The 24,535-nt window shown below is 51.1% G+C and carries 15 protein-coding genes; 7 read left to right on the plus strand and 8 right to left on the minus strand.

The window, feature by feature from the left end; genetic code table 11:
- Positions 1 to 223 precede the first annotated feature (223 nt).
- On the plus strand, positions 224 to 988 hold the full coding sequence (locus AC5FXQ_RS12450; RefSeq protein WP_493602751.1) for an oxygenase MpaB family protein: 765 nt from the start codon (positions 224 to 226) through the stop codon (positions 986 to 988).
- Between the two features lie 76 nt (positions 989 to 1,064).
- On the opposite strand, the gene AC5FXQ_RS12455 is transcribed toward AC5FXQ_RS12450, so the two are convergent.
- From AC5FXQ_RS12455 to AC5FXQ_RS12465, 3 genes are all read right to left on the minus strand, one after another.
- Positions 1,065 to 2,126: an ArsO family NAD(P)H-dependent flavin-containing monooxygenase gene (locus tag AC5FXQ_RS12455; RefSeq protein WP_493602752.1), complete on the minus strand. Its 1,062-nt coding sequence runs from the start codon at positions 2,124 to 2,126 to the stop codon at positions 1,065 to 1,067.
- A 326-nt stretch (positions 2,127 to 2,452) separates the two neighbouring features.
- Entirely contained in the window at positions 2,453 to 5,725 is a 3,273-nt protein-coding gene (locus AC5FXQ_RS12460; RefSeq protein WP_493602753.1) for a S41 family peptidase, read from the minus strand.
- A 60-nt stretch (positions 5,726 to 5,785) separates the two neighbouring features.
- A complete protein-coding gene (locus AC5FXQ_RS12465) occupies positions 5,786 to 7,096 on the minus strand; it encodes an NCS2 family permease (protein ID WP_493602754.1) in 1,311 nt (436 codons plus the stop codon).
- A gap of 322 nt (positions 7,097 to 7,418) precedes the next feature.
- On the opposite strand from AC5FXQ_RS12465, the gene AC5FXQ_RS12470 reads away from it, so the two are divergent.
- Both AC5FXQ_RS12470 and AC5FXQ_RS12475 read left to right on the plus strand, forming a co-directional pair.
- Positions 7,419 to 9,887 carry a TonB-dependent receptor gene (locus AC5FXQ_RS12470; RefSeq protein ID WP_493602755.1) on the plus strand — a complete coding sequence of 823 codons (2,469 nt, stop codon included), beginning with the start codon at positions 7,419 to 7,421 and terminating at the stop codon, positions 9,885 to 9,887.
- A 109-nt stretch (positions 9,888 to 9,996) separates the two neighbouring features.
- Positions 9,997 to 10,731: a Mut7-C RNAse domain-containing protein gene (locus AC5FXQ_RS12475; protein WP_493602756.1), complete on the plus strand. Its 735-nt coding sequence runs from the start codon at positions 9,997 to 9,999 to the stop codon at positions 10,729 to 10,731.
- Positions 10,732 to 10,809: 78 nt separating this feature from the next.
- Here the strand turns inward: AC5FXQ_RS12475 and AC5FXQ_RS12480 are convergent, their stop codons facing one another.
- From AC5FXQ_RS12480 to AC5FXQ_RS12495, 4 genes are all read right to left on the minus strand, one after another.
- Positions 10,810 to 11,061 (minus strand): hypothetical protein, encoded by a 252-nt coding sequence (locus AC5FXQ_RS12480; protein ID WP_493602757.1) that lies wholly within the window; start codon positions 11,059 to 11,061, stop codon positions 10,810 to 10,812.
- A 219-nt stretch (positions 11,062 to 11,280) separates the two neighbouring features.
- Entirely contained in the window at positions 11,281 to 12,354 is a 1,074-nt protein-coding gene (locus tag AC5FXQ_RS12485) for a 3-oxoacyl-ACP synthase III family protein (protein WP_493602758.1), read from the minus strand.
- A gap of 164 nt (positions 12,355 to 12,518) precedes the next feature.
- Positions 12,519 to 13,169, minus strand: coding sequence for a CatA-like O-acetyltransferase (locus AC5FXQ_RS12490; RefSeq protein WP_493602759.1), 651 nt, complete (start codon positions 13,167 to 13,169; stop codon positions 12,519 to 12,521).
- Between the two features lie 69 nt (positions 13,170 to 13,238).
- A complete protein-coding gene (locus AC5FXQ_RS12495; RefSeq protein ID WP_493602760.1) occupies positions 13,239 to 13,652 on the minus strand; it encodes a hypothetical protein in 414 nt (137 codons plus the stop codon).
- 586 nt (positions 13,653 to 14,238) lie between these two features.
- On the opposite strand from AC5FXQ_RS12495, the gene AC5FXQ_RS12500 reads away from it, so the two are divergent.
- From AC5FXQ_RS12500 to AC5FXQ_RS12515, 4 genes are all read left to right on the plus strand, one after another.
- Positions 14,239 to 14,865, plus strand: coding sequence for a hypothetical protein (locus AC5FXQ_RS12500; RefSeq protein ID WP_493602761.1), 627 nt, complete (start codon positions 14,239 to 14,241; stop codon positions 14,863 to 14,865).
- Positions 14,866 to 14,870: 5 nt separating this feature from the next.
- Positions 14,871 to 17,006, plus strand: a complete 2,136-nt coding sequence (locus tag AC5FXQ_RS12505) for a flotillin family protein (RefSeq protein WP_493602762.1) — start codon at positions 14,871 to 14,873, stop codon at positions 17,004 to 17,006.
- Positions 17,007 to 17,078: 72 nt separating this feature from the next.
- Complete coding sequence (locus AC5FXQ_RS12510) at positions 17,079 to 17,765, plus strand: hypothetical protein (protein ID WP_493602763.1); 687 nt, start codon at positions 17,079 to 17,081, stop codon at positions 17,763 to 17,765.
- Between the two features lie 214 nt (positions 17,766 to 17,979).
- The gene (locus AC5FXQ_RS12515; RefSeq protein WP_493602764.1) at positions 17,980 to 22,947 is read left to right on the plus strand and encodes a DNA repair ATPase; all 4,968 of its coding nucleotides are present in this window, start codon (positions 17,980 to 17,982) and stop codon (positions 22,945 to 22,947) included.
- 56 nt (positions 22,948 to 23,003) lie between these two features.
- Here the strand turns inward: AC5FXQ_RS12515 and AC5FXQ_RS12520 are convergent, their stop codons facing one another.
- The gene (locus AC5FXQ_RS12520) at positions 23,004 to 24,503 is read right to left on the minus strand and encodes a B12-binding domain-containing radical SAM protein (protein WP_493602765.1); all 1,500 of its coding nucleotides are present in this window, start codon (positions 24,501 to 24,503) and stop codon (positions 23,004 to 23,006) included.
- Between the last annotated feature and the right edge of the window lie 32 nt (positions 24,504 to 24,535).

Genomic DNA, 24,535 nt, shown 5'->3' on the forward strand with positions numbered 1-24,535 from the left:
TGAGCGGTCGGGCTAAGCGGGGTTCAGCTCGGCTAAAAGTTGAGCCTAAAGATAAGTACAAATTTTTTTAATGCGCAAGCCCCTGCTCCAAAAATAAATATGGGACTTTATTTATGTGTTTGATTATCAGTTGTGTATACCAAAGTGTGGCTTTACCAAACAGCAAGGGGCTAAAAATGCCTGCCTGTCAGCACATTTTAGCCAATACCTTTGTTCTATCCATATGGAATACTTTGTAAAGCAGGGCAGTGTGGTACGCGAGATCTGGGGAAAGGGCGATACCATCCTGTTCATTTTTGCGGGCGCCTCAGCCGAATTTGCACTCAACAAAGCGGTGGACTGGCTCTACTTCACCGGACGGCTTCCCGCCGACCCGCTGGGACGCTTGTTCTCAACGGTAGGCTATGCCCGCCAAATTGTGTTCTCCAGTCTGGATGGGGCACACAAAGCGATCGATACGATGGCCAAGATCCACGCCGGGGTAGAGGCCAGGCGCGGTATGGCTATACCTGACTGGGCCTACCGCGACGTGCTGTTTATGCTGATCGACTATTCTATCCGCTCGTTTGAGTTACTGGAGCGTAAGCTTACTTTTACCGAGAAGGAAAGTGTGTTTGAAGTGTTCTGGCGGGTGGGTACACGCATGGGGCTTCAGGGGCTGCCGGATAGTTACCAGTCCTGGCTGCACATGCGGCAGCGCCACTTAGAGGAAAACCTGGCAGCAAGCCACTTTACTACCGATCTGTACAAGCAGTACCGCAAGCACCTGGGGCCGATCAGGTATAAGCTATTGCTGGAAGGGCAGAAACTGATTGTGCCAACGATCGTGCGCGAGCAACTTGCGTTGGGTAAGAGGTCCGTTCTGAAACCAGTGCTGCCTGTCTATAAACTCAGCCGCCAGTTGCGTGCCGACTGGTTGATCAAGTCCCTGATCCTGCCGCCGGCTTATAAAAGCGAAATAAAGGAACTGGATGTGCATCCAGCCTAATGGCTTGCAGTTGATTCTATGGTTGCTTTTTTATGTTAAATAATCATCGCTTTTAGTCAGCTATACCTGAAGTGGTCTATACCTGCTCCAGGTGTTTTTGGATTTCCGCTACAGTTTGCCGGGCGCTTCTGCCTACTCCGATAAGGGTGGCGGAGGCGAAGCCGGTCCAGTTGCTATAGCCTACCAGCCAAAGTCCCGGCTGCTGTGTTGACCTGGTGCCCTGGACAGCTACTCTTCCTTTTTCATCGCGCTGCAACTGCAGACAGGCGAGGTGGTCCAGCGCATAGCGGTAGCCTGTGCACCAGATCACGGCATCGATCTTCTCTTGTTTACCGTTTGTCCAGATAACACCCTGCTCGTAGAAACGCTCGAAAGGACGCACCGTGTGCAATGCTCCCCGATCACGGGCTTTTTTCACCGGCGGCACCATCACGATGTTGCCAACATGAAACTGAGAGGTGTTCACTTCCCGCCCATGTTGCATGGCATAGTAACGCGCCGAAGCCTGGTCGAACAGCACACGGCCATCCACATCGTCCGGCAGAAAAGTCACTTCCTCCAGCGTTACCCAGCTTGTATCCGCCACTTCCGATACCTCAGCCAGAATTTGCGCACCGGAGTTGCCGCCGCCTACGATCAGCACCCGCTGGCCTGCAAAAGGCTCTGGATTCTTATAGGATGCCGCGTGCAGCTGCAGCCCTCGGAATTTATCAGCATCCGGATAGTCAGGTATAAAAGGCTTCCGGAAGGAGCCGGTAGCACTGATAACGGTGCGGGTGGAATAAGTCTTGTCTTTGCTCCTGATCTCGTACACATCGTTTTTGAAGCACACATCCTGCACTTGCACTGGCCGTTCCACCGGCACCTTATACCTGTTTTCGTACTGTGTCAGGTATTCGATCACTTCATCACGCGACGGATATTCGTTTTCGCTTTCCGGCATTAGCCAGCCGGGCAGACTGCTGAAGGCGGCGGGGGAGAAGAGGGTGAGGGAATCCCAGTAATTGCGCCAGGATGCGCCGGGTGCCTCCTGATCATCCAGGAGCAGGTAGTTAAGATTTGCCCGGTTGAGGTAATAGGCACAGGCCAGGGCACTTTGTCCACCACCTATAACCACGGTGTCATAAATTTGCTGCATGGCAGGTTAGCTGTTGGTGTTGCTAAGATACGGCATTCAGGCTTATTCTGTCATTTCGACCTTTGGGAGAAATCTGAAATCTTGATCAGGCTTAAATACAATCCAGATCTCTCCCTTCGTCGAGATGACAAACAAGGGGTATTGCAAGGTTAACTGCTGAAAAAGGGGAGAGACGAGTGAGTATTCTGCATTAAGTTTAAGCCAAGTATAGCAGGTATAGACCACCAAGTACATTTAAGGTATAGTCAGGTATAGCAGCATCGCCTAAGTATAAAACAAAATGCCCCGACCAGGGCCGGGGCGTTTTGCTATACCTAAGGATTAACTTATTTCTGAGCGCTTCCCTGAGCTTCTATGTCCTTCAGCAGTTCGCGAACGGCTGCCTCCAGTTGCTGGTCTTTACCTTTGCTCACCAGTTCGTATTCGTTCGCCACTTTCACGTCCGGCTCGGTTTGCAGGTTCTCCAGGTACTGTCCCTGCACATCCTTCACGCCTAGTGGTGGCACGCCCCAGCGCACCGATCCGTTCTGCAGCATTTCCCAGCCGGCAAAGGTACAGGTACCCGGTACTGGCATACCTACCAGCTTGCCCAGCTTCAGGTCAGCATAGCTGAAGGCGAAGCAGTGGCCGTCGCTGTAGTTGGCTTCGTTGGCCAGCGCGATGCTCGGCTTGGTCCAGCGGAATGAAGGCTCTATACCTACGGAGCGGGTGTCGGTGGTGTAGTCCAGGAACTTCTTGCCACTCAGGAACATGGCCAGGTCGGCCACCAGGTCGCCGCCGCCGTTGTTGCGGGTGTCTACCACCATGCCTTTGCGGTTAGCGTATTTGCCCATTACTTCTTCATACACAGTGCGGTAGCTCGGGTCGTTCATGCCCGGAATGTGCACGTAGCCCAACTGGCCGTTGCTCAGGCGGTCTACCTCCTCGGCGTTGCGGCGCACCCAGCGCTTGTACAGCAGCGCACTTTCTTCACCTTGGGAGATCGGCTTCACGGTGATATCTCTTCTGTTCTTGCCATTGGCATCCGTCACAGTGAGCAGGGTGTTCTTGCCTGCTTTGCGGTTCAGGAACTGGGCCAGGTCCTTGTCCGGCGTAATGGTCTCACCATCGATTTTCTCGATGATCATTCCTGCTTTCAGGTCCACACCGGCCTTATTCAGTGGACCACCCAGAATCACTTCGTCTAGCTTGATGCCGTTGCCTGTATAGGTCTGGTCGTAGAAGATACCCAGTGAGGCAGTGGCATCGCCATTCGGATCGTTTTTGCTGTAGCTGGCGCCGGAGTGTGACACGTTCAGTTCACCCAGCAACTCGCTCAGCATTTCCGTGAATTCATGGTCATTGCTGATGTGTGGCAGGTAAGCTTCGTAATCGGCTTTCAGCTCCTCCCATTTGGCACCATGGTAGCCGGCGGTGTAGAAGGTCTGCTTCGTGCGGCGCCATACGTGCTCGAACATAAAGGCACGCTCCGCCGCGGCATCCAGGTTCATCTCGCCATCGATCTTCACGGTTTCCTGCTTGCTGTTGCTCGGGTCCAGTTTCACGATCTTGCCATCCGACTCCAGGAAAATGTTTTTCTGCTCCTTGTCCCACACCATGTTGGCGCGGTTGGCGTTCAGGGTCACCAGCATTTTGGTTTCCTTGCTGCGCAGGCTTGTCGACCACAGGTTGTACCCTTTTTCAAACTTGGCCAGGTAGTACAGTGTCTCACCGTCTTTCGACACCAGCGCGTCCGATAGGTTAGAAGAGTGTAGCGTCAGTTTTGCCTTGCGATAGTTCAGGCCTTCCCAGTCGATCTGCAATTCTTCTTTATTAGGAGCGTCTTCTTTCTTAGACTTTTTCTTCTTGTCCTGCTCTTTTTCCTTCTCCTTTTCTTTGGCCGATTTTTCTTCCTGCTCCTTCAGCAGGGCATAGTCTTCTTTGCTGAGTCTGTACTTGTCGAAGGCATCCTGCGTGAAGAACATGGCGTACACATCGGCCTGTGCTCCACCGCTGTTGGCCTGGCTGCGCATACCGTCGCGGGTGCTGTTCCAGATCATCATCTTGCCGCCCTGCATCCATTTCGGAGCAAAGTCATTGTAGCCGCTTTCGGTCAGGTTGATCTTTTTTCCTTTGCCATCTGCTGAGATGATGCCCACCTCACCATTGGCAAAGCCGGGCTCGGAGTACTCAAACAGAAGCCATTTGCCATCAGGGCTCCAGGTATAATACTGGTCGTTGTCGCGCATCGAAAAGAGCTCCTGCGTGGTCAACAGCGTGCGTACCTGCTTGCTGGCAAGGTTGAGCACCTTCAGCGTCATGCGGTCCTCCAGGAACGCCACCTCTTTGCCGTCCGGGGAATAAAGCGGGGAGTAGTTCTCCTTGTCGTTCTCGATCAGTGGCGTTTCCTTTAGCAGGGTAGAGGCGTAGAAGTACGGTTCTTCTTCGCGTACGATATCCGTCTTGTAAATTTTCCAGCTCTTACCGCGCTCACTGGCGTAGAGCAGCGATTTGCCGTCTGGTGAGAAACTCACGCTTCGTTCCTGCTCCGGGGTATTGGTAATGCGCTTGGTCACAGAACCCTCCACGGCACTCACAAATACCTCCCCACGGTAAATGAAGGCAACCTCTTTTCCGTTAGGCGACACCGCCAGATCGCGGATGCCGTTCCCCACTTTCAGGATGCTCTCGTTGTTACTCTTGGCATCGGTGGCAATGCGGATGCTTACCTTCTGCGCCTGTCCGTTTGGCTTGCGGGTATAGAGTTCGCCGTTCTGGCTGAAGGAAAGCGTACCGTCCTTGGCAGCGGTCAGGAAGCGAACCGGGTGCTTCTCAAAGTTGGTCACCTGCTCCGGTTTGGCAGGACCCTGGGCCGCCATTTTGTGCACGTTGAAGGTACCGCTGGCCTCGCTCAGGAAGTAGATTGTTTTCTCGTTGTCAGCAAAAACCGGGTTGCGGTCCTCGCCTTCGTAAGTCGTCAGTTTGGTGTGCTTGCCGGTCTTGGTGTCGTAGGACCAGATGTCGCGCGCTACGGAGGACACGTGGTGTTTGCGCCAGGTGTTCTCGCCGCCTTTCCGGTCGTGGTAGAGCATGGTGCTGCCGTCCCGGCTCAACTTCACGTCCTCAGCTGGCGTAGTGAGCACCTGCTGCACGCGACCACCCGTAACGGCTACCTGGTACAGCTCCGAGTGATAAGCGGTTGGGTACTGGCGGTTGCTGGCTGCATCGAGGCGGCTGGAGCCAAAGTAGACGGTTTTGTTGTCGTGGCTGAACTCGTAGGGAAATTCGTTAGCCGAGTGGTAGGTAATGCGCTGCGCAGTACCACCTGTAGCCGGCATCACAAAGATGTCGAAGTTGCCGTAGCGGTCGCTGGCGAAAGCGATGGACTTACCATCGTGGCTCCACACCGGCATGAAGTCATGCGCCTCGTGCAAGGTGAGTGGAACGGCTGTACCACCCGCTGCCGGTACGGTATACAGGTCACCTTTGTAAGTGAAAACGATGGTTTTGCCATCAGGGGAAATAGCCGGGTAACGCATCCAGGAAGGTGCGTCCTGCGCAGCAACTGAAAGCGCCGAGCCGGCGGACAGCAGTGCTGCTAAAGCAAACTTTTTGATCATAGGGTTTGGATTGAAAGCCCTAATTTAAGGATTTGCGGGAAAAATGTAAGCGGTAAATGCTTAATGCGACTGCATCACCAGCGCCAGCACACTAAAGGCGACAATCACCCACAGCGTAGGCGATATGGTTCTGGCATTTCCGGTGGCAACCTTGAGTACAGCCCAGCTCAGAAAACCCCAGATAATGCCTTGCGAGATAGAGTAGGTAAAAGGGATCAGCACCATGGCCAGAAAAGCAGGTATGGCTTCATCCATTTTCAGCCAGTTGATCCGGACAACCGGCCTTACCATAAAGGCACCAACCAAAACCAGAGCCGGAGCAGTCGCTATAGCCGGGATCATGGAGAGCAGCGGCGCCAGGAACAGGAAGGGGAGGAAAAGCAAACCGCCTACCACAGCCGTGAGACCTGTACGGCCGCCGGCCTCTATACCCACCGCAGACTCTACATAGGCCGTGCCGGGACTGGAGCCAAGCAGGCCTGAGATCGTGGTGGAAACTGCATCGGTCGTGAGGGAGCGGGCTACGTTGCGCGGCTCGCCGTGCTCGTCGGTCAGGTTGGCGGCTTCGGCCAATCCTACAAAGGTGGAAAGGCTATCGAACAAATCGGTGAAGACGAAAGCAAAGATGACCGGGAAAACGGCAAACTGCAGCGAGTTAACCAGATCGAGCTGTAGGACCAGACTAAAGTCAGGTGTGGAAAAGAGTCCCTGCCAACTGATAACCGGATCAGCCTCCATTGCCCACCAGCGACCCAGCGGATAAGCCGCCAGCGTAGTCAGTACGATACCAATCAGAATGGCCCCCGTTACGTTGCGCGTGATCAGGATCGCCATCAGAAACAGCCCACCCAGAAAAGTAAGGACAGAAGGCGAGAGCGGACCCAGGCCAACGGTCGTAGCCGGATTGGATACGATAAAGCCGGCATTGGCAAAACCGATGAGGGTGATGAACAGTCCTATACCTGCGGCGATGGCGTAGCGCAATGGGCGGGGGATGGCCTTGACAATCAAGGTACGCACATTGAAGACCGAGAGCAACAGGAAGATAATGCCTGACCAGAAAACAGCCCCCAACGCCACCTGCCAGGTGATGCCCATGCCCAGCACCGCCGATAAGGTGAAGAAAGCATTCAGCCCCATTCCTGGCGCCACAATGATCGGGTTGCGGGCATAAATTCCCATCATCACGCTGCTGAAGAAAGACACCAACACCGTCGCGGTTAGCGCGCCCGAAAAAGGCATTCCCGCCTGGCTCAATATGGATGGGTTAACGACAACTATATAAGCAGTGGCCAGAAACGAGGTGAGCCCAGCCAGGACCTCTGTCCGAATGTTCGTGTTATTCTTTTTCAGCTCAAAGTATGACTCCATGCTCGGACGTGGGTTAGCAAGGTATGACTGTTTAATATTAGGCAATTTATACGGAGATATCTTAACAAAATGTTAAAGTCCAACATTGCCCTCAACTTTTTCTTGCTTTAAAGCAACCCTTCGCCTGCTGCACTTCTCTATTGCTTTAAACTCGCCTGCTCTGATTGTCCATTTTAAAACACAAGTGTTCATTATCAGACACTTGGATAGAACATATGTTGGTGAAATGTAGAGTAAATAGCTGAAATAAAGCATTTTATGATGTTGGCATGCAATTAGAATAAACACAATTAAACTATGAAGAATTTTTAATACCGTCCACATGAAAAATCCTCTATCTCTCCAGTCAAAACTCAGTGGCAAGGCGCTGCTGCTGATACCATTGTTATGTTTCATTTTCTCCGCTGCCTCGGCACAGCAGGCCACCATTTCAGGTAAGGTAATGGAAGCGGCTGACAAGCCAATGGGCTATGCCAACGTGCTGCTGCTTAAGGCGGCAGACTCCTCTCTTGTCAAGGGTACTTTGTCTGACGAAAGCGGTGCTTTTCTTTTTGAAGGTATAGCCGTTGGCAGGTATAAGGTGGTGGCCAGCATGGTGGGTTTTGGCAAGTCGAAGCCCATGGAAGCGAATATTAGCTCCGAGTCAGAGGCGCTCAAGCTGAATCCGATCCTGATGAGCCAGGCTGCCACGGCGCTGAAGGAAGTCGTGATCGAGGCACAGAAACCGCTGATCGAGCAGCACCTTGACAAAACGGTGTTGAATGTGGAGAACAGCATTGTGTCGGCTGGTAACACGGCGCTGGAGGTGTTGGAAAAAGCTCCGGGCGTGGTGATCGACCAGAACGATAACATCAGCATGCGTGGCCGCCAGGGCGTGATCGTGATGGTGGACGGCAAGCCGGTGCCAATGTCGGGTGCCGAACTGGCCAACATGCTGCGCGGTATGTCGGCCAGCAGCGTGGAGAAGATCGAACTGATCACGAACCCTTCTGCCAAGTATGACGCGGCCGGCAACTCCGGTATTATCGACATCCGCCTCAAGCGAGACAAGAGCCTGGGAACGAATGGTACCTTCAACGCCTCTTACGGTCAGGGCCGCTTTGCCAAGTCGAACCAGGGGGTGCAGCTGAACCACCGCACCAAAAAATTCAACTTCTTCGGCAGCTACAACTATGTGCTGCGCAAAGACTTCAACGACCTGGACATCTACCGTCGTTTCCTAGACGAAAACGGCAACTTCATTGGCGCTTATGACCAGCAAAACAGATTCGACTTTGTATTCAATAACCACAGCGGCAGGGTAGGGGCTGACTACTTCCTTTCACCTAAGACGGTGCTGGGCGTGGTGGCCAGTGGCTTTGCGTCGGACATAGACCGCGGAACAAATAACCGCTCCCGTGTGATCAACGGGGCCGGACTGGCAGAATCATCTTTTGTGACTACTGCTGATGTAGAGCACGGTCGTCGCAACCAGGCGTACAACTTCAACCTGAAGCACACGCTCGACAGCCTGGGCCGTGAGATCACTGCCGATGTGGACTACATCACCTACCGCAATACCGACGAGCAGAACTTCATCACCAACTACTACAACCTGAGTAACGAACAGATCCGCGACCCCTACCTGCTCTACGGTACCCTGGACGGTGAGCTCACCATCAAATCAGCCCGTGCCGACTACCGGCAGCCACTGCGTGCAATCGGAGGAAATTTTGAAGCAGGCGTAAAGAGCAGCCTCGTAACCGCCGACAACAACCTGGCTTTCTACGATCGCAGCAATGGTGGCAACGTACCAGATACCGACAAGAGCAACCACTTCCTGTATGACGAGAACATCAACGCAGCCTATGTGAATGCGAATAAAAAGTGGTCTAAAGCTGGCTTGCAGCTGGGGCTCCGACTGGAGAATACCATTGCCAAAGGTAAGCAGGTGGTTGGTAATGACGGTTTCGAGCGCAACTATACTCAGCTGTTCCCAAGTGCGGCAGTTAACTATAGCCTGAACAAGAAGCATGATCTGGGGATGTCGGTAAGTCGTCGCATCAACCGTCCGTCTTATAACCAGCTCAACCCGTTCAAGAACTTCCTGGACCCAAGCACCTACGCAGCGGGTAACCCAGCCCTGAAGCCGGAGCTTTCTTACTCGTTCGAACTGACCCATACCTTTGATCAGCGTTTCATTACCAAACTGAGCTACAGCCATACCACCGATGTGATGGTGAACGTACTCTCACCAGACCCGAGTGCAGAGAAGCTGGTGGTGCAGACCTTCCGCAACCTGGCCACGCTTGACTATTACGGCCTGACTGTGACGGCGCCATTCTCCATCGGAAACTGGTTCAACAGCGTGAACAACGGTACGCTATACTATGGTCACTACAAAGGCTTCGTGGCTGATACCGACCTGAGCAATGGTCGTCCGACCTTCAACCTCAACTCGAACAATACCATCAAGCTGCCGAACAACTGGTCCGCTGAGCTGGTGGGCGTATACCGTAGCCGTGAGGTGTATGGCTTTCTGGAGGTAGACCCGATCTGGTTTATGTCGGCAGGGGTGCAGAAGCAGTTCTGGGACAAAAAAGCTAGCGTAAAACTGAGTGTTTCGGATGTGTTCTTTACCAATAAAGCCAATGGCTACACTGCCCTGGCCCGCTACGAAGAAAACTTCTTCCAGCGCCGCGATACCCAGGTGGCGACGTTGAGCTTCAACTACCGCTTCGGACAGGCGCAATCAGGACCGTTACGCCGTCGCACAGGCAGTGCTGAAGAAGAGACAAGAAGAGCAAATTGAGATAATGTGAAAGTGTAAAGACTGGTTTTTGTTAATTGATAAACCGCCCGGGCCTTGCCTGGGCGGTTTTATTTTGTGGCGCGTATACCTGGTCTATACCTTGTACCTTATGTCCCATGCAGCAGCCCATTTTCGGTTTCACGGTTCTCTGAACGACTTTCTGCGCCGCCGCCAGCGTGACACCTATATCAGTTATACCTTCTCAGAACACCAAACAGTGAAGGATATGATCGAGGCCATGGGTGTGCCCCATGTGGAGTTTCGGGAGGTGCTGGTGAACGGAAAAAAGGTAGCCTGGAGCCAGCAGCTTCAGGCCAATGATCAGGTGGAGGTGTTTGGCTATGATGGAAGAGAGGAGGAGCTGCCAGGTATAGGGAAGCGACGATTCGTGCTGGACGTACACCTGGGCACACTGGCCCGATCGCTGCGCATGCTGGGCTTCGACACGGTATACCGGAATGACCTGCATGATCCGGAACTGGTGCAGTTAGCCTGTGAAGAGCAACGTATTCTACTGACGCGGGATGTGGATCTACTCAAGCACAAGGCTATACCCGCCGGCTACTGGCTGCGCTCTCAGCACACGGAAGAGCAGCTGACCGAAGTGATCAGGCGCTTCAGGCTGGGAGATCAGATACGACCCTTCACCCGCTGCATGGTGTGCAACGGTCACATTGAGCAGGTAGAGAAGCAGGAAGTGGTGGACCAGCTGCCGCCTAAAACCAAACTATATTTTGAGGAGTTTTACCAGTGCCAAGATTGTAAAAGGGTGTACTGGAAGGGTTCGCATTATGAAAGGATGCAGGAGTTTGTTAGGCGAATAGAAACACAGGAAGAAGTATAGGTAACGGTTACTAGTTCGGGGTTGGGTAGGAGGCGGATAGAATCGATGGCCTCAATAGATAGAGTAGAGAGGATCCATTTACCTCTTGCTGTCAAACCACTTGATCAGGCTGACATACACCACTGCCTGTGGATAGGTGATCAAAAAGCCGTAAGTGAATCGAGAAGCCCAGTCGGCGAAGAAATTGACGCTGTCCTGTGAGGCGATAAAGCTGTTGACCAGACAAAGCGGCGTAGCGACCAGGGCCACAAACCGCAGCGTAGGTTTTAGGTGTTTGAAGAAAAAATAACTCTGAAGTCTTGGCTTCAACAAAAGCAGCAGATTCTTCATCTAATAAGGTATAAAATATTTTCTCCACTTAGCACAGCTGCCTAAGCAGATCATAGCCGCTGGCAGGTATACAATTTGCCCGGAACTATGATGACGCAATTTACAAAAATTTAAGAGGATCAGAAGCATTTAATGGGATGATGGAACTCCAGCGCAAGCAAACAACAAGGCCCCACTAATTGTAGCGAGGCCTTGTTTGGTTAGCTTCTAAAGCTGCAGCTATACCCTGTAGCAAATCGCATTGATGTTCATACCTGCTCCCACCGAAGCGAACATGATGATGTCGCCTTCATGCAGTTCGTGCTTCTCATCAAGGCCTTTGTGCACAATGTCATAGAGCGTCGGTACAGTGGCGACGGAGCTATTACCCAGGTAGTGAATGCTCATCGGCATGATGTCTTCCGGAATATCGCGCCTGCCATAAAGTTTGTAGAGCGCCTGAATCATGCCCTCGTCCATCTTCTCGTTAGCCTGGTGGATGAACACTTTTTTGAGGTCTTTGATGTCGATGCCGCACATATCGAGGCATTCCTTCATGGCTTCCGGCACGAGTTTAATGGCGTACTCGTAAACCTTGCGGCCTTTCATTTTGATGTAGCGCACCCGCGGATCCCCATCCGGCATGTACGATTTGTTCATATTGATGTAGTAGGCCTCCTCCACACTATGACTGCGGGCGCAACTGGCCAGTATGCCACTGCCATCTTCGGGCACTTCCCGGTACTCCACCACCGAGGCACCTGCGCCGTCACTGAAGATCATGCTGTCGCGGTCATACAGGTCGATCACGCGGGAGAGGGTTTCGGCTCCGATCACCAGTGCCTTCCTGGCCATACCCGCCTTAAAGAAAGCCTCGGCCTGAATCATGCCCTGTACCCATCCCGGACAACCAAACAGGATGTCGTATGCCACGCAGTTCGGACTCTTGATCTTTAGGTTGTGCTTCACACGACTGGCCAGCGCCGGCACGGCATCCGACTGTATCGTGCCCTCAAGCACATTGCCGAAGTTGTGCGCCACAATGATCATATCCAGCGTTTCGGGGTCAACGCCGCTATCCCGGATGGCCTCTTCAGCAGCCAGGGTCGCAATGTCGGAAGTAGTCAGGTGGGAGGCCACATAGCGACGCTCGGCTATACCTGTTATTTTCTGAAACTTCTCGACCACCACATGCGGGCACACCCCGATCGGGACGTTCTGGTCTGTGTAAAAATTGTGAGAGGTAAAATCCTGATTGGTTTTTACTTCTGTTGGAATATAACTGCCGGTGCCAGTGATAACGGATCGCCACATATTGGTAGATTAAAAGGTGAAGGAAGATCATCCGGGTACAAGACCCTATAGCTACACAATATATTGGTTATCACTATATAGGGCAAGAGAAATTTTGCAAAAGTGTTGGAACATCAATGGCGTTGGATGCCTTGCCAGGTATAGCCCAACAATTACACTGATTTCTACAATGAATAGCCCTGAATGACCTGTGCCAGCTCCTCCATAAACAGGTGTAGGTGGTAGCCATCAGCCAGGGCATGGTGCAAACCGATGCTGATGGGCAGGTATACCTTGTCATAGCGTTTCTCCAGTTTACCGTAGCCGATCTTTGGCACGCCCGGATCATCTGGATTGATAGAGAAGGCATGCTCCATTCCCCGGAAAGTAAACCAGGGCAGGGTGGTCATGTGCAGCAGGTCGATGCCCTGGTGACCATTGAAGAGTTTGTCACTTTTCTTCACTTCTGCTATGATACGGGCACCTTCGGCACAAAAATCCTCCAGTTTTTCATGGTAGGGGAAGTGAGTAAAGGCGATTTGCTTGTTGTCTTTGAGGATAGTGGTTGAAACATCCAGTCCGCTATACCGGACGACCTGCCCGTTTTCGATGCGCAGCAGGAAACTTTCCGTGTTTCGGGCAGCCTGTACGGTGGCATGCATATAAGCCAGCGAAATGGACAGGCCGTGCTGTTTGCAATATTGGTAAAGCGGCGTGATATCAGCCTCCGTGTGTACATTAAAAAAAGGCTGGGTGAAGGTGCTGAAAAAACGGAAAGTCTCTTCGCGAACCCATCCTTTGATAGGTATGATCTCTTTGCTGTAGCGGGTCTGCATAAAATGTTGTGTCAGCGGCTACGAGGGCCGGTCTGACCTTAGGTATTGAGATGGCAAAGATACAGCAAGCTATAGTGACAACCACAACTCGGCTGTGTCAATATCTGTAAATACCTGCAGCTCAAAATGATCTTTTAAATTAAAATTACATGCGATTGCCTCCTGTATCATAGCATCCGGCAGAAAGTCAAACCTTTCTGCCGGCAGTACACAGGCCAGCTTGTGGCGCTTCCATTGGTCAAAGGATGGGAAAAAAGTATTGATAGTCCAACTCTGATCGGCGGCAGTGGTATAACCCAGATTGCGCAGATCAAAGAGCCAGAGGCGGACTCCCTCTTTGCCAGCAATTTCCAGGCATTTAATTAATATTTGCCTGAGCGGCTCATCACTGACATGTTGCAGCCAGGTGAACTTGATAAGTTCTCTCTCCGGGCAAACCTCGATGCGTGCGTATGCATCCAAAAACACTTCAGACAGTTTCATGTCATGTAACAAAAAAGCTTTTTCAACTCAGCAGTATTATTTTAAATTCAAGGGTAAAACTTGTCTTTTATTGCCCGATCAGACAGATAGCAGCTCCTGCTGAGAAGTTCCTACATGCTTAAGGGAATGGATAGGAAAAGTCGGAAGTGCTTTTTCTTCATTGGCTAAACCCTTAATTGCCTATTGCTCTATACAGGTTCTGCCCAAAATCATGTATCCCATTTGGCTATACTTCATGCTAGATGTATTTGGTTGGTATAAATGGCATCAACACGAGTGCATTGATCTCTTCTTGTTGATGCCCCAATTAAATTGTTGCTGATCATGTCTTGCCGGTAATTTTTTAAGTATGGCGGGAGATCACTCACAACATCATAAAGACGGATCCATTCCGGAATATGTTACTCCAGCACCACCTCCTTCAACATATTTTTATGGGTGATAGGACTGCCTGGGTAGTCTTGGAAGGCCAAAGCATCAAGTGGATCTGCAAACTTTTATAAGACTAAATGAGGACTAGTATATGCTTTGTTATGAATATTCTTTTATATTTATAGCACAATAGATGTTATACCTGCTTTTGCCTATGAACGAACTTTTACAAGCTGCTTTTTCTGCCGTTAACATCATCCCGACCGCCTTAATGGTTTTCGTGCTGCTGTATTGGGTAGCTGTCATCTTCGGCTTCCTGGACCTCGACTTTTTTGATGTGGAAGTAGAGCCTGAGGTGGATGCCGATGGTGTATCGGCTGTCAGCTGGCTCAATAATGTGCTGGCCTTCTTCAACCTGGGCAAAGTGCCTTTCATGGTGTTCCTCACTTTCCTGGCACTACCTTTCTGGGTTATCTCGATCCTGGTCAACTATTACCTAAACGACGGTTATACCCTGCTAGGGTGGCTATACCTGATCCCGTCTTTCATGGCCGCACTGTTCGTGTCCAAGTTCCTGACCATGCCTTTCGTGCGCGTCTTTGCCGCCATGGAGAAAGAGCACGAATCTGCTGTGGATATCATTGGGCAAGTTTGCACGGTCATTTTGCCGGCAAGCGGCACCGCTATGGGGCAGGCCGCAGTGAAAACTACCGGTGCTCCGCTCTTGCTGAATGTCAGAACTACCGAGGGCTCCGCTGTGCAGAAAGGGGAGACCGCACTCGTGCTCGAGTACAATGCTGAAAACAAATTTTACCTTATAGAACCTTACCAAACCATTTAATTCACATGTTAGAATCTTTATCCCTGTCTATCGTCGTTGTGCTGGCGGTAGTCGCCATTGGCTTCATTGCCATGGTTATCAAAATGTACCAGAAAGCCATCCAGGGCGAAGCCATGGTACGTACCGGTCTGGGCGATACGAAAGTGTCTTTCTCCGGTATTTTTGTGGTGCCTGTCATCCATAAACTGGAAGTGATGGATATCACGCTCAAGACGATCGTGATTTCCAGAACAGGCTCTGAGGGTTTGATCTGTAAAGACAACCTGCGTGCCGACATCAAGGTGAACTTCTTTTTGCGCGTGAACAAAACGCCGGAGGACGTGATCCAGGTGGCGCAGTCGATTGGCTGTAAGCGTGCCTCTGACCACTCTGCGTTGGAGAGCCTTTTTGACGCCAAGTTCTCCGAGGCATTGAAGACGGTAGGAAAGCATTTCGATTTCGTGGACCTGTACCAGAGCCGCGACGATTTCAAGCGCCAGATTCTGCAGACGATCGGTACCGACCTGAACGGCTATGTGTTGGATGACTGCGCTATTGATTACCTGGAACAGACACCACTGACGCACCTGAACGAGAATAACATCCTCGATGCCGAGGGTATCAAGAAGATCATCGACCTGACGGCCAGGCAAAAGGTACAGGCCAACCTGATCGAGCGCGAGAAGCAGAAGACCATCAAGAAGCAGGATGTGGAAGCGCAGGAAACTATCCTGGAGCTTGAGAAGCAACTGGCGGAGAACGAAGAAAAGCAGAAGCGCGAGATTTCTAACATTAAGTCCCGCGAGTTTGCCGAGATGGAGAAGGTGCGCCACGAAGAGCGTCTGAAGGCAGAGAAAGCCCGTATCGCCACCGACGAGGAAGTGAAGATCGCCGAGCAGAACAAAGACCGCCAGATCCTGGTAGCCGAGCGCAGCAAGCAGCGTACCGATGCCATCGAAACGGAGCGTGTAGAACAGGCCCGTTTGCTGGAAGAAAATGAAAAACAGCGCATCGTGGCACTGGCGCAGATCGAGAAAGAGAAAGCCATCGAAGAAGAGCGCAAGAACATCCAAGGCATCATCCGTGAGCGTGTGACCGTGGAGAAAGCCGTGGTGGAGGAAGAAGAGAAGATCAAGGACACCAAGGCTTTTGCTGAGGCCGAGCGTACGAAAGCAGTGGCAATTAAAAATGCCGAGCGTGAAGCCGAAGAGTCGCTGGTGAAAGAAATTAAGAGCGCTGAGGCAGCCCGCCAGGCGGCGGAGTTCCGTGCGAAGCAAATGCTGATCGATGCAGAGGCAGAGCAAGTGTCATCAAATAACCGGGCACAAGCCATTAAGACCATGGCAGAAGCGGAAGCGGCACAAGCAGCAGCTATTGGTTTGTCAGAAGCGCAGGTAATGGAGGCCAAAGCCCATGCCCGTCAGAAAGAAGGAGAAGCGGAAGCACTGGTGATCAAAGCCAAAGCCAACGCACAGGCCGAAGCCGACGAGAAACTGGGTATGGTAACCGCCAAAGTAACCAAAGAGCAAGGTATAGCCGATGCGACGGTTGTAGAAAACATGGCTGCCGCTGAAGAGAAACGCGGTCTGGCAGAGGCACGTGTGATCGGAGAGAAGTTCACTGTAGATGCCAAAGGTATAGAAGAGAAAGCCGAAGCGATGCGTAAACTCGATGGCGTGGGCAAAGAGCACGAAGAGTTCAAGCTGCGTCTGGAGAAAGACAAGTCTATCGAACTGGCTCAGATCAACATCCAGAAAGACATTGCTGCCTCGCAGGCTGAGGTGATATCTGAAGCCCTGAAGTCAGCGAAGATCGATATTGTAGGTGGCGAGACCATGTTCTTCGACCAGATCGTGGGCTCCATCACCAAAGGCAAGCAGATAGACCGCCTGGTAGGCAACAGCGAAGTGCTGCACACCGTGAAGGAGACTTTCTTTCAGCCAAACGGCAACGGTCATGTAGACTTCCGCGATAACCTGCAGCGCTTCATCAACCAGTTCGGCATGACTTCCGACGACGTGCGCAACTTGAGCGTGTCTGCCCTCTTGCTGAAGATGATGCAAATCAGCGCTGATGAAGGCACGCTTAATACCCTGAAGCAGCTGACCACAACGGCTACGGCTATGGGTATAGCGGACAAGCCTTACATTTCATTGAATTAAGCTCACCCCAAACCCCTCTTCTGAAAGCAGGAGAGGGGCTTTTTATATCTGTGTTAGCCTAAAGTGCAATACATGAATAAGATTGCTAATAAAATAAAACTGAATAATAACCTGTGGTTTACGATCCTTGGGAATAAACTCGTATTTGGAAATTCATTTCTAAGTAAAGGGTTTCATTATACATTTTCATTTGGAAACAGATCAGGAATTTTCGATTTGCATTTAACAAATAGTAGGGGTGAGCATTACACAGTTTTAGAGATCTCTCACCAAAATATCTATGAGATTCTACCAAATCTGTTGGTTAAGATTAAAAAATCAGTTTTTGACTTATCTCGTTTTGAAGAATCTGAATGTATGGGAGAAGATTTCGTGATTTATAAAATTGAGCAATTTAGTGACGTTGCGAATGAATTGGGGACTTTAACTAAAAAAAATAAAGTCATTATTGATAAAGATTCCATAGAGTTCAAAAGCTTTGTTGAAAAACTCGCAGAGACACAAACTGCAAGCATTGTTGAAATTTCTGACATTAAAAACGAATCTCAGTTTTTAGGACTAGTACAGTCTAAAGCAGAGAGCTATTTTATAATGAAGAGTCCTTATCTAGAAGACCAAATATTTAAAATCAACAATCTAGATTTAGACATCAATTCAGTCTTAGAGAAAATTCTGGGTAAGGAAGTTTATGAAACTATATTAGACAGAATCAATGAAGGAATTTTACAACTAAAAGAATGTGAAAATACCAGTGGCTAACAAAAGTTATAGCAAATAGCTGGGGACATAGGCTTTAGTAGCACCGATATCTTCTATTATCATTGTCATAGTCGAATAGAACTTGCTCCGAAAATCGCAACTTACCTTTGCCCAATCGTTACATAAGCCATTAGTACAAAATAAGCCATGAAAACAATTGGCTTCCACCAAAGCCAAAAACTTACCATCAATTAAAATTTAATCCTCCACCCACATGGAAGATACCAATACCGCCACTACCGCAACTGCCGAAAACGTGCAGTTGGAGGGTGGTACCTACGAAATACTAAGAAACCGTCTGCAGAAAAGCGGGGCCGAATTGCGCACGCAACTCGAGCAGCTGAACCAGGAGCGGAAGAGCGTGTTCGGGGCGATCGAGACAAAGCTGATCACGACCGAGCGCATTACCACTGAGAACAACTGCGTGCCCTGGGACATGGTGCCGGTGGGCTATACCTTGCTTTTTGGATACAACGTATACTTGGGCCTGAAGTCAGAGGTGGAGCTGTCGGATGTGTTTGGCGTCTATACCTACGAGGGTCACAGCTTTCACCAGCAGCCGCTCGACATCCTGCAGGACAAAACGTTTCAAGACGATTTCCAGAAGCTTTACAAATACTACAAGAACACCCAATTCGTCAAGTTTGCGCACATCGGCAACTACCTGTACATGGTGTTACGGGTGGGCAAGGGTATCAACGATATCAAGACCTTTAAGTGGCTGCTCAAAGGCGACAGCATTACCTATATCGATAACCGCAGCGACCACGAGTACATCTTCCCCAACCAGCACGACTTCAGCTGGAAACGCACTACCCGCGAAGCACAACGCAAAGGCAAGCACCCGCATGTGTCTATCGAGGACAAAGTGTTTGTGGAAACCGTTGGCGGAGACCTGACTATTAAGGTGGAAGACAACACCGATTCTGGCCGTGGCATTTATTCCGAAGAAGTCGACGACAAAGACCAGACGCTGGATGACTCGGAGATTTACTATGCCGTGGTGGGCAATATCATCATCCTGAAGATCCGCCCATACCGCGAGAACAATTACCGCTACTTCGTCTATAATTCCAAGCTCAAAGAAGCCCGCCGTATCGACGCGCTCGAGCATAGCTGTGTGCTGTTGCCAGACGGTCAGGGGATTATTTATGCCTATGGCTACTACCTGCAGACGGGGGAGTTCAAGCAATTCGACAACAACCTGCAGGACATGCTTTTTGAGAAGCGCATCACCTCTCCGAACGGCGAGGATTTCCTGTATGTGTTTTATAATAAGGAGTCGGGCATATACCAATTGCTGTCTTACAACCTGATTATGCAGCAGATCGAAACACCGATACTTTGCCATGGTTATGCCATTTACGAGAACGGGGAGCTGTGTTATTTCCGTGCCGATGAAGAGGCACAGAAGCACCACGCCATCCAAATCTGGCAGACACCCTACATTGGGCCGAACTTTACCATACCGGTTACGCAAGAGTCTTACCTCTACAAGATCGGCAACAAGGACATCGTGCGGGCCATGGCCGAGAGCAACGAGGTGCTGTCACTGTTGCAAAAGGACGATTCCTATGCCAACCTATACCTGGACCTGATCAAGAAAACGACGGATGTGCTGGACTCCTACCACTGGCTAAACCGTGCGGAGACCTATAATTTGGCGGCTCCGATTTCAGCTATCCGGCAGACGGCTACAGCGGCGGTGGAGGAGTACGAAAAGGTGCTCAGCATCAAGAAAAACACGCAGGCACAGATAGGTCAGGTGCTGGGACAGGCCGATGCGCTGATCCAGACGCTGAAGTTCAAGAAGGCCGAGAGCATCAACGATTATGTGAAGTATTTGGCCGACCTGAGGGGTATACGCGGCGAGGTGATCTCGCTGAAAGAACTCCGCTACACCGACCTGCCCACCATTGAAAAATACGAAGTACAACTGCAGCAATTCGCGCAGGAGACTGCCAACGGAGCCGTTGAATTTCTCTTGCAGCCCAACGCGCTGGCACCTTATGAGAAGCAGGTAAAAGAGATCAATGGGGCCATCGAAGGTATAGCCAAAGTGGTGGAGGCCGACGCGACGGACAAAGAAATTGCGGCCGTTTCGGGAGAGCTGGAAATGCTGATCGATGTGGTGAGTAACCTTAAGATCGAGGACGCCACCCAGACCACCCGCATCATCGATACCATTTCGGCCATTTACGCCACCTTCAACCAGACCAAAGCTACCCTGCGCCGCAAGCGCAAAGAGCTGATGAGTCAGGAAGGCAAAGCCGAATTCAACTCCCAGATCAAGCTGATCAGCCAGAGTGTGGTGAACTACCTCGACGTGTCAGACTCGCCGCAGAAGTGCGAAGAGTATCTGGCCAAGCTGATGGTGCAGCTTGAAGAATTGGAAGGCCGCTTCCCTGATTTTGACGAATTTATCGAACAGCTCACCGTTAAGCGGGAGGAGATCTACAGCGCCTTTGAGTCAAAGAAGGTACAGCTGCAGGAGGCGCAGAACAAGCGCGCCAACAGCCTGCAGCAGGCCACAGACCGCATCCTGAAAGCGGTGCAGAACCGGGCCGGCAAACTGACCTCTGTGAATGAGATCAACGGCTATTTTGCTTCTGATCTGATGATTGAGAAGGTACGGAGCACAGTGGAGGAATTGCTCAGGATCGGCGACACGGTAAAAGCCGACACCATCCAGAGCCGCCTGAAAACGCTGAAGGAAGATGCTGTTCGCCAGCTGAAGGACAAGCAGGAGCTGTTCGTGGAAGGGTCCAACATTTTGAAGTTTGGCAAACATCAGTTCACGGTGAACACCCAACCATTGGAGCTGAGTGTGGTGCACCGTGATGACGCCATGTACTACCACCTCACGGGCACTAACTTTTTCGAGAAGATCACCGACGACCAGTTTTTGAGCTACCGCCCGGTATGGGAGCAGACGCTGGTTTCGGAAAATAACCAGGTATACCGCGCCGAGTACCTGGCCTTTAAAATACTGGAAGCTGCACAGGACAAAGGTATATCCGTGAAGCAAACAGAGAACAGCCTGGCTATTCTTTCGGTAGACGAACTGCACAAACTCACCGAGTCAGAGCTCACCGAGTATGTGAACAAATTCATGGCCGTTCGTTTCAACGAAGGCTACATGAAAGGTGTGCACGACCACGATGCCGCTCTAATCCTAAGTGCGCTGATCCGCCTGATCAAAACAGCCGACTTGCTCTGCTTTACCTCCATCGACAGAGCCTGTGCGCAGCTGTACTGGAAAGTGTTTGTGCCGGAAGCGAAGAAGAATACGCTCAACCACCAGCTCAAAGGTATAAGCGCCATTCTGCAGGTATTCCCCGACACGCACGAGTTCGATGACGTGAAGTCCGATCTGCAGCAAGAACTCTACACCTTCCAGCAGGAGATGGGGCTATGCAAGGAAGCCAATGCAGCCGAAGCAGGCGAGTACTTGTTCTACGAACTCACCCGTGGCAACCACTTTGTGATCGACAGCCAGTCCGATGTTCTTCTTGACGGTTTCAAGCATTTTTTGACGGAGCGGAAGGTGCTGGATACTTTTGAAGAATCCGTGAAGGCACTGCAGGAGAATGTGGCCCATCAGTTCGAGCTGATTCAGCATTGGCTCAAGGCCTACATCGCGCAGGCTGGCCAGCACGACAAAGCTGAGTTTGTAGCAGAGGTAGCGACCTTAATTCTTACCGATAGCTACAGTCCATTGCAGGTAGTGCACACGGTGCTGAAGGAGAACATTCAAGGTATGCAGGGTGCGCACCAGCAGGTGCAGGGGCAAAGCTACCAGCTGAACTACCACCAATTCCTCCACCGGCTACGCGATTATACCAGTAGCACGGCCACCGCTTTTACAGCTTTCACAGAGCTCAAAAAGAACATGACCCAACAGGCTGAACAGGCACTTCGTCTGAACGAATTCAAGCCACGAGTGCTCTCTTCGTTTGTGCGTAACAAGCTCATCGATCAGGTATACCTGCCGCTGATCGGCGCCAACCTGGCCAAGCAGATAGGTTCGGCGGGCGAGACCAAGCGTACCGACCTGATGGGTATGCTGTTACTGCTTTCGCCGCCGGGCTACGGCAAGACGACTATCATGGAGTACATCGCCAACCGCCTGGGCATCATCTTCATGAAGATCAACGGTCCGGCCATTGGTCACCAGGTAATCGCACTGGACCCGAAAGAAGCGCCCAATGCGGCTGCCCGCGAAGAGCTGGAGAAGCTGAACCTGTCCTTTGAGATGGGCGACAACGTGATGATCTACCTCGACGACATTCAGCACTGTAATCCAGAGTTTCTACAGAAGTTTATCTCGCTGTGCGACGCCCAGCGCAAGATCGAGGGCGTGTATAAAGGCCGCAGCAAAACTTATGACTTCAGGGGCAAGAAGGTATGCGTGGTCATGGCCGGCAACCCCTACACCGAAACAGGGGAGAAGTTCCGCATTCCGGACATGCTCGCCAACCGCGCCGATATCTACAACCTCGGCGACATCATCGGCGACACGGAAGACGTGTTCAAGCTGAGCTACATCGAGAACTCCCTTACCTCCAATACCGTGCTGGCGAAGCTGGCAGCAAAGAGTCAAAAAGACATCTACGCGCTGATCCAACTGGCCCAAACCGGCAACAGTGAGGGGCTGGAGTTTGAAGGGAATCATTCGGCAGCCGAGCTCAACGAGTATGTGCTGGTGCTGAATAAGCTACTCAAGATTCAGGATGTGATCCTGAAAGTAAACCTGGAATACATTCGCTCAGCGGCGCAGGCAGACGAGTACCGTACCGAACCAGCCTTTAAACTGCAGGGCTCTTACCGCAACATGAACAAGCTGGCCGAAAAGGTGATGCCGATCATGAACGACCAGGAGTTGCAAACGCTGATTTTATCACATTACGAAGCCGAGTCGCAGACACTAACCTCCGGTGCCGAAGCCAACATGCTCAAGTTCAAGCAGCTGATCGGAATCATGACTGAGGCCGAGGCGCAGCGGTGGGAGGATATCAAAGTCACCTTTGTGCGCAATAACAAGCTCAAAGGCTTTGGCGGCAATAACCAGGTCGGGCAGGTGCTCTCGGAAATGGAAAATATCTCCGGCGGACTGGCAGGTATAAAGGATGTGCTGAGTCAGTTTAAGTCGAGCAGGCTGGAAGCGGCGGAAGAGTTGTAAGGTACAGCAATAGCCAAATAAGAAGCCCCTGCAGGTATAGTACTGCAGGGGCTTTATTATTCAGTTAAAGCCGGAGTTGGCTTGAGTGGTTGTCTGTTGATAACAGTTAAAGGCGTAAAGGAAGAACTTAGCTCGCCTGCTTCGACTTTTATCTGGTTGGCAGTGGGCACTTCACTGTCAGGAGATTGTTTGTCACTGGAACCTACCTTCGAGAGAATAGCCTCCAGCAGTGGCAGCATTTCATTCAGGTTTTTAGATTTGATGATAAAGTTCCAGAGCGGCTCAAACTTCTTCCAACCGCCAGAATAGAGCAGGTGCTTTAGTTTATGCTTGTGCGAATCGTGCTGAAAACTTGCTTTGAATATATTTGACCAGCTGTAAAACTCTTTGTAGGCCCAATCATAACCGTTCTTTAATTCGTCGGCAGTCAGGCGGGTCGTCTTATACACAACACTTCGGGTATCATACAGATCCCAGTTCCGGGTCAGGATGCGGCCTTGGCTTTCCATGTCTTTGTAGAGTTTGGTGCCAGGGTATGGCGTCAAAATATGATAGGTTGACGTCGTTAGTCCATTCTTAACTCCCCAGTCCACGGTTCTTCTGAATACATCCTGGTCGTCATCATCAAGGCCAAAAACAAAGCTACCATTGATCATGATGCCCAGGTCATGTAGCCTGTTCACAGCTTTGATGTAATCTTTCTGCAGGTTTTGCTTTTTGTTGCTCTGCTTGAGGTTAACGGGTGAAAATGTCTCGAATCCAACAAACAGGCTGCGTAGTCCGGCCTCCGCCGCTTTCTCGATCAGGTTACCACGGAGTATGGAGTCGATGGTCGCGGCTCCCTGAAATACCCGGTTCATGCCTTTCATCCCTTCAAACAAGCCACTAGCAAATTTGGCATTGCCCAGCAGGTGGTCATCGAGGAAATAAAGGTGTTTGCCCGGAAGTCTGTCTATCTCTGCCAGGGCATCATCCACGGCTTGGGTATAGAACGTTTTTCCTCCTTCAAAAAAGGCGTCCTTGTAGCAAAAGTCGCAGTGGTGCGGACAGCCCCGGGTCACCACAATCGAGTTGGGCACCAGGTAGCGGTTGCGCTTGATGAGGTCTCTCCGGATAGGTGGTATACCTTCGAGTGTACGGGTCAGGGAGGTGTATACCTTCTTTGGAGTTTTGTTTATGAAGTCTTTCAGAAACTGAGGGAATGTGTCTTCACCGGGACCAAGGAATATGGTATCAGCATGTGGTGCCGCCTCTTCAGGCAGAGAGGTCACATGAAGTCCTCCAAGCAGCACATAAGCGCCCCGGCTTCTGTAATGATCGGCAATTTTATACGCCCTGTAGGCATTGGTGATGTATACCTGGATGATGACCAGATCGGGGGTATCATCCAGGTATAGCTCTTCCACGTGCTGGTCCTGCAAATCTATTTCATCGTCCGGGGACAGGTATGCCGCTAAGGTGGCAAGTCCAAGGGGAGGAAACAGAGAATACTTGATAGGCCGCCAGAACGGGCTTTCGGCCTCGGCAAGTGCTGGGAGTATCAGTTTTACTTTCAATTCTTGCAGCTTTTAAGGTGGATAGAGTTATC

The sequence above is a fragment of the Pontibacter sp. LHS1 genome, from assembly GCF_058932855.1.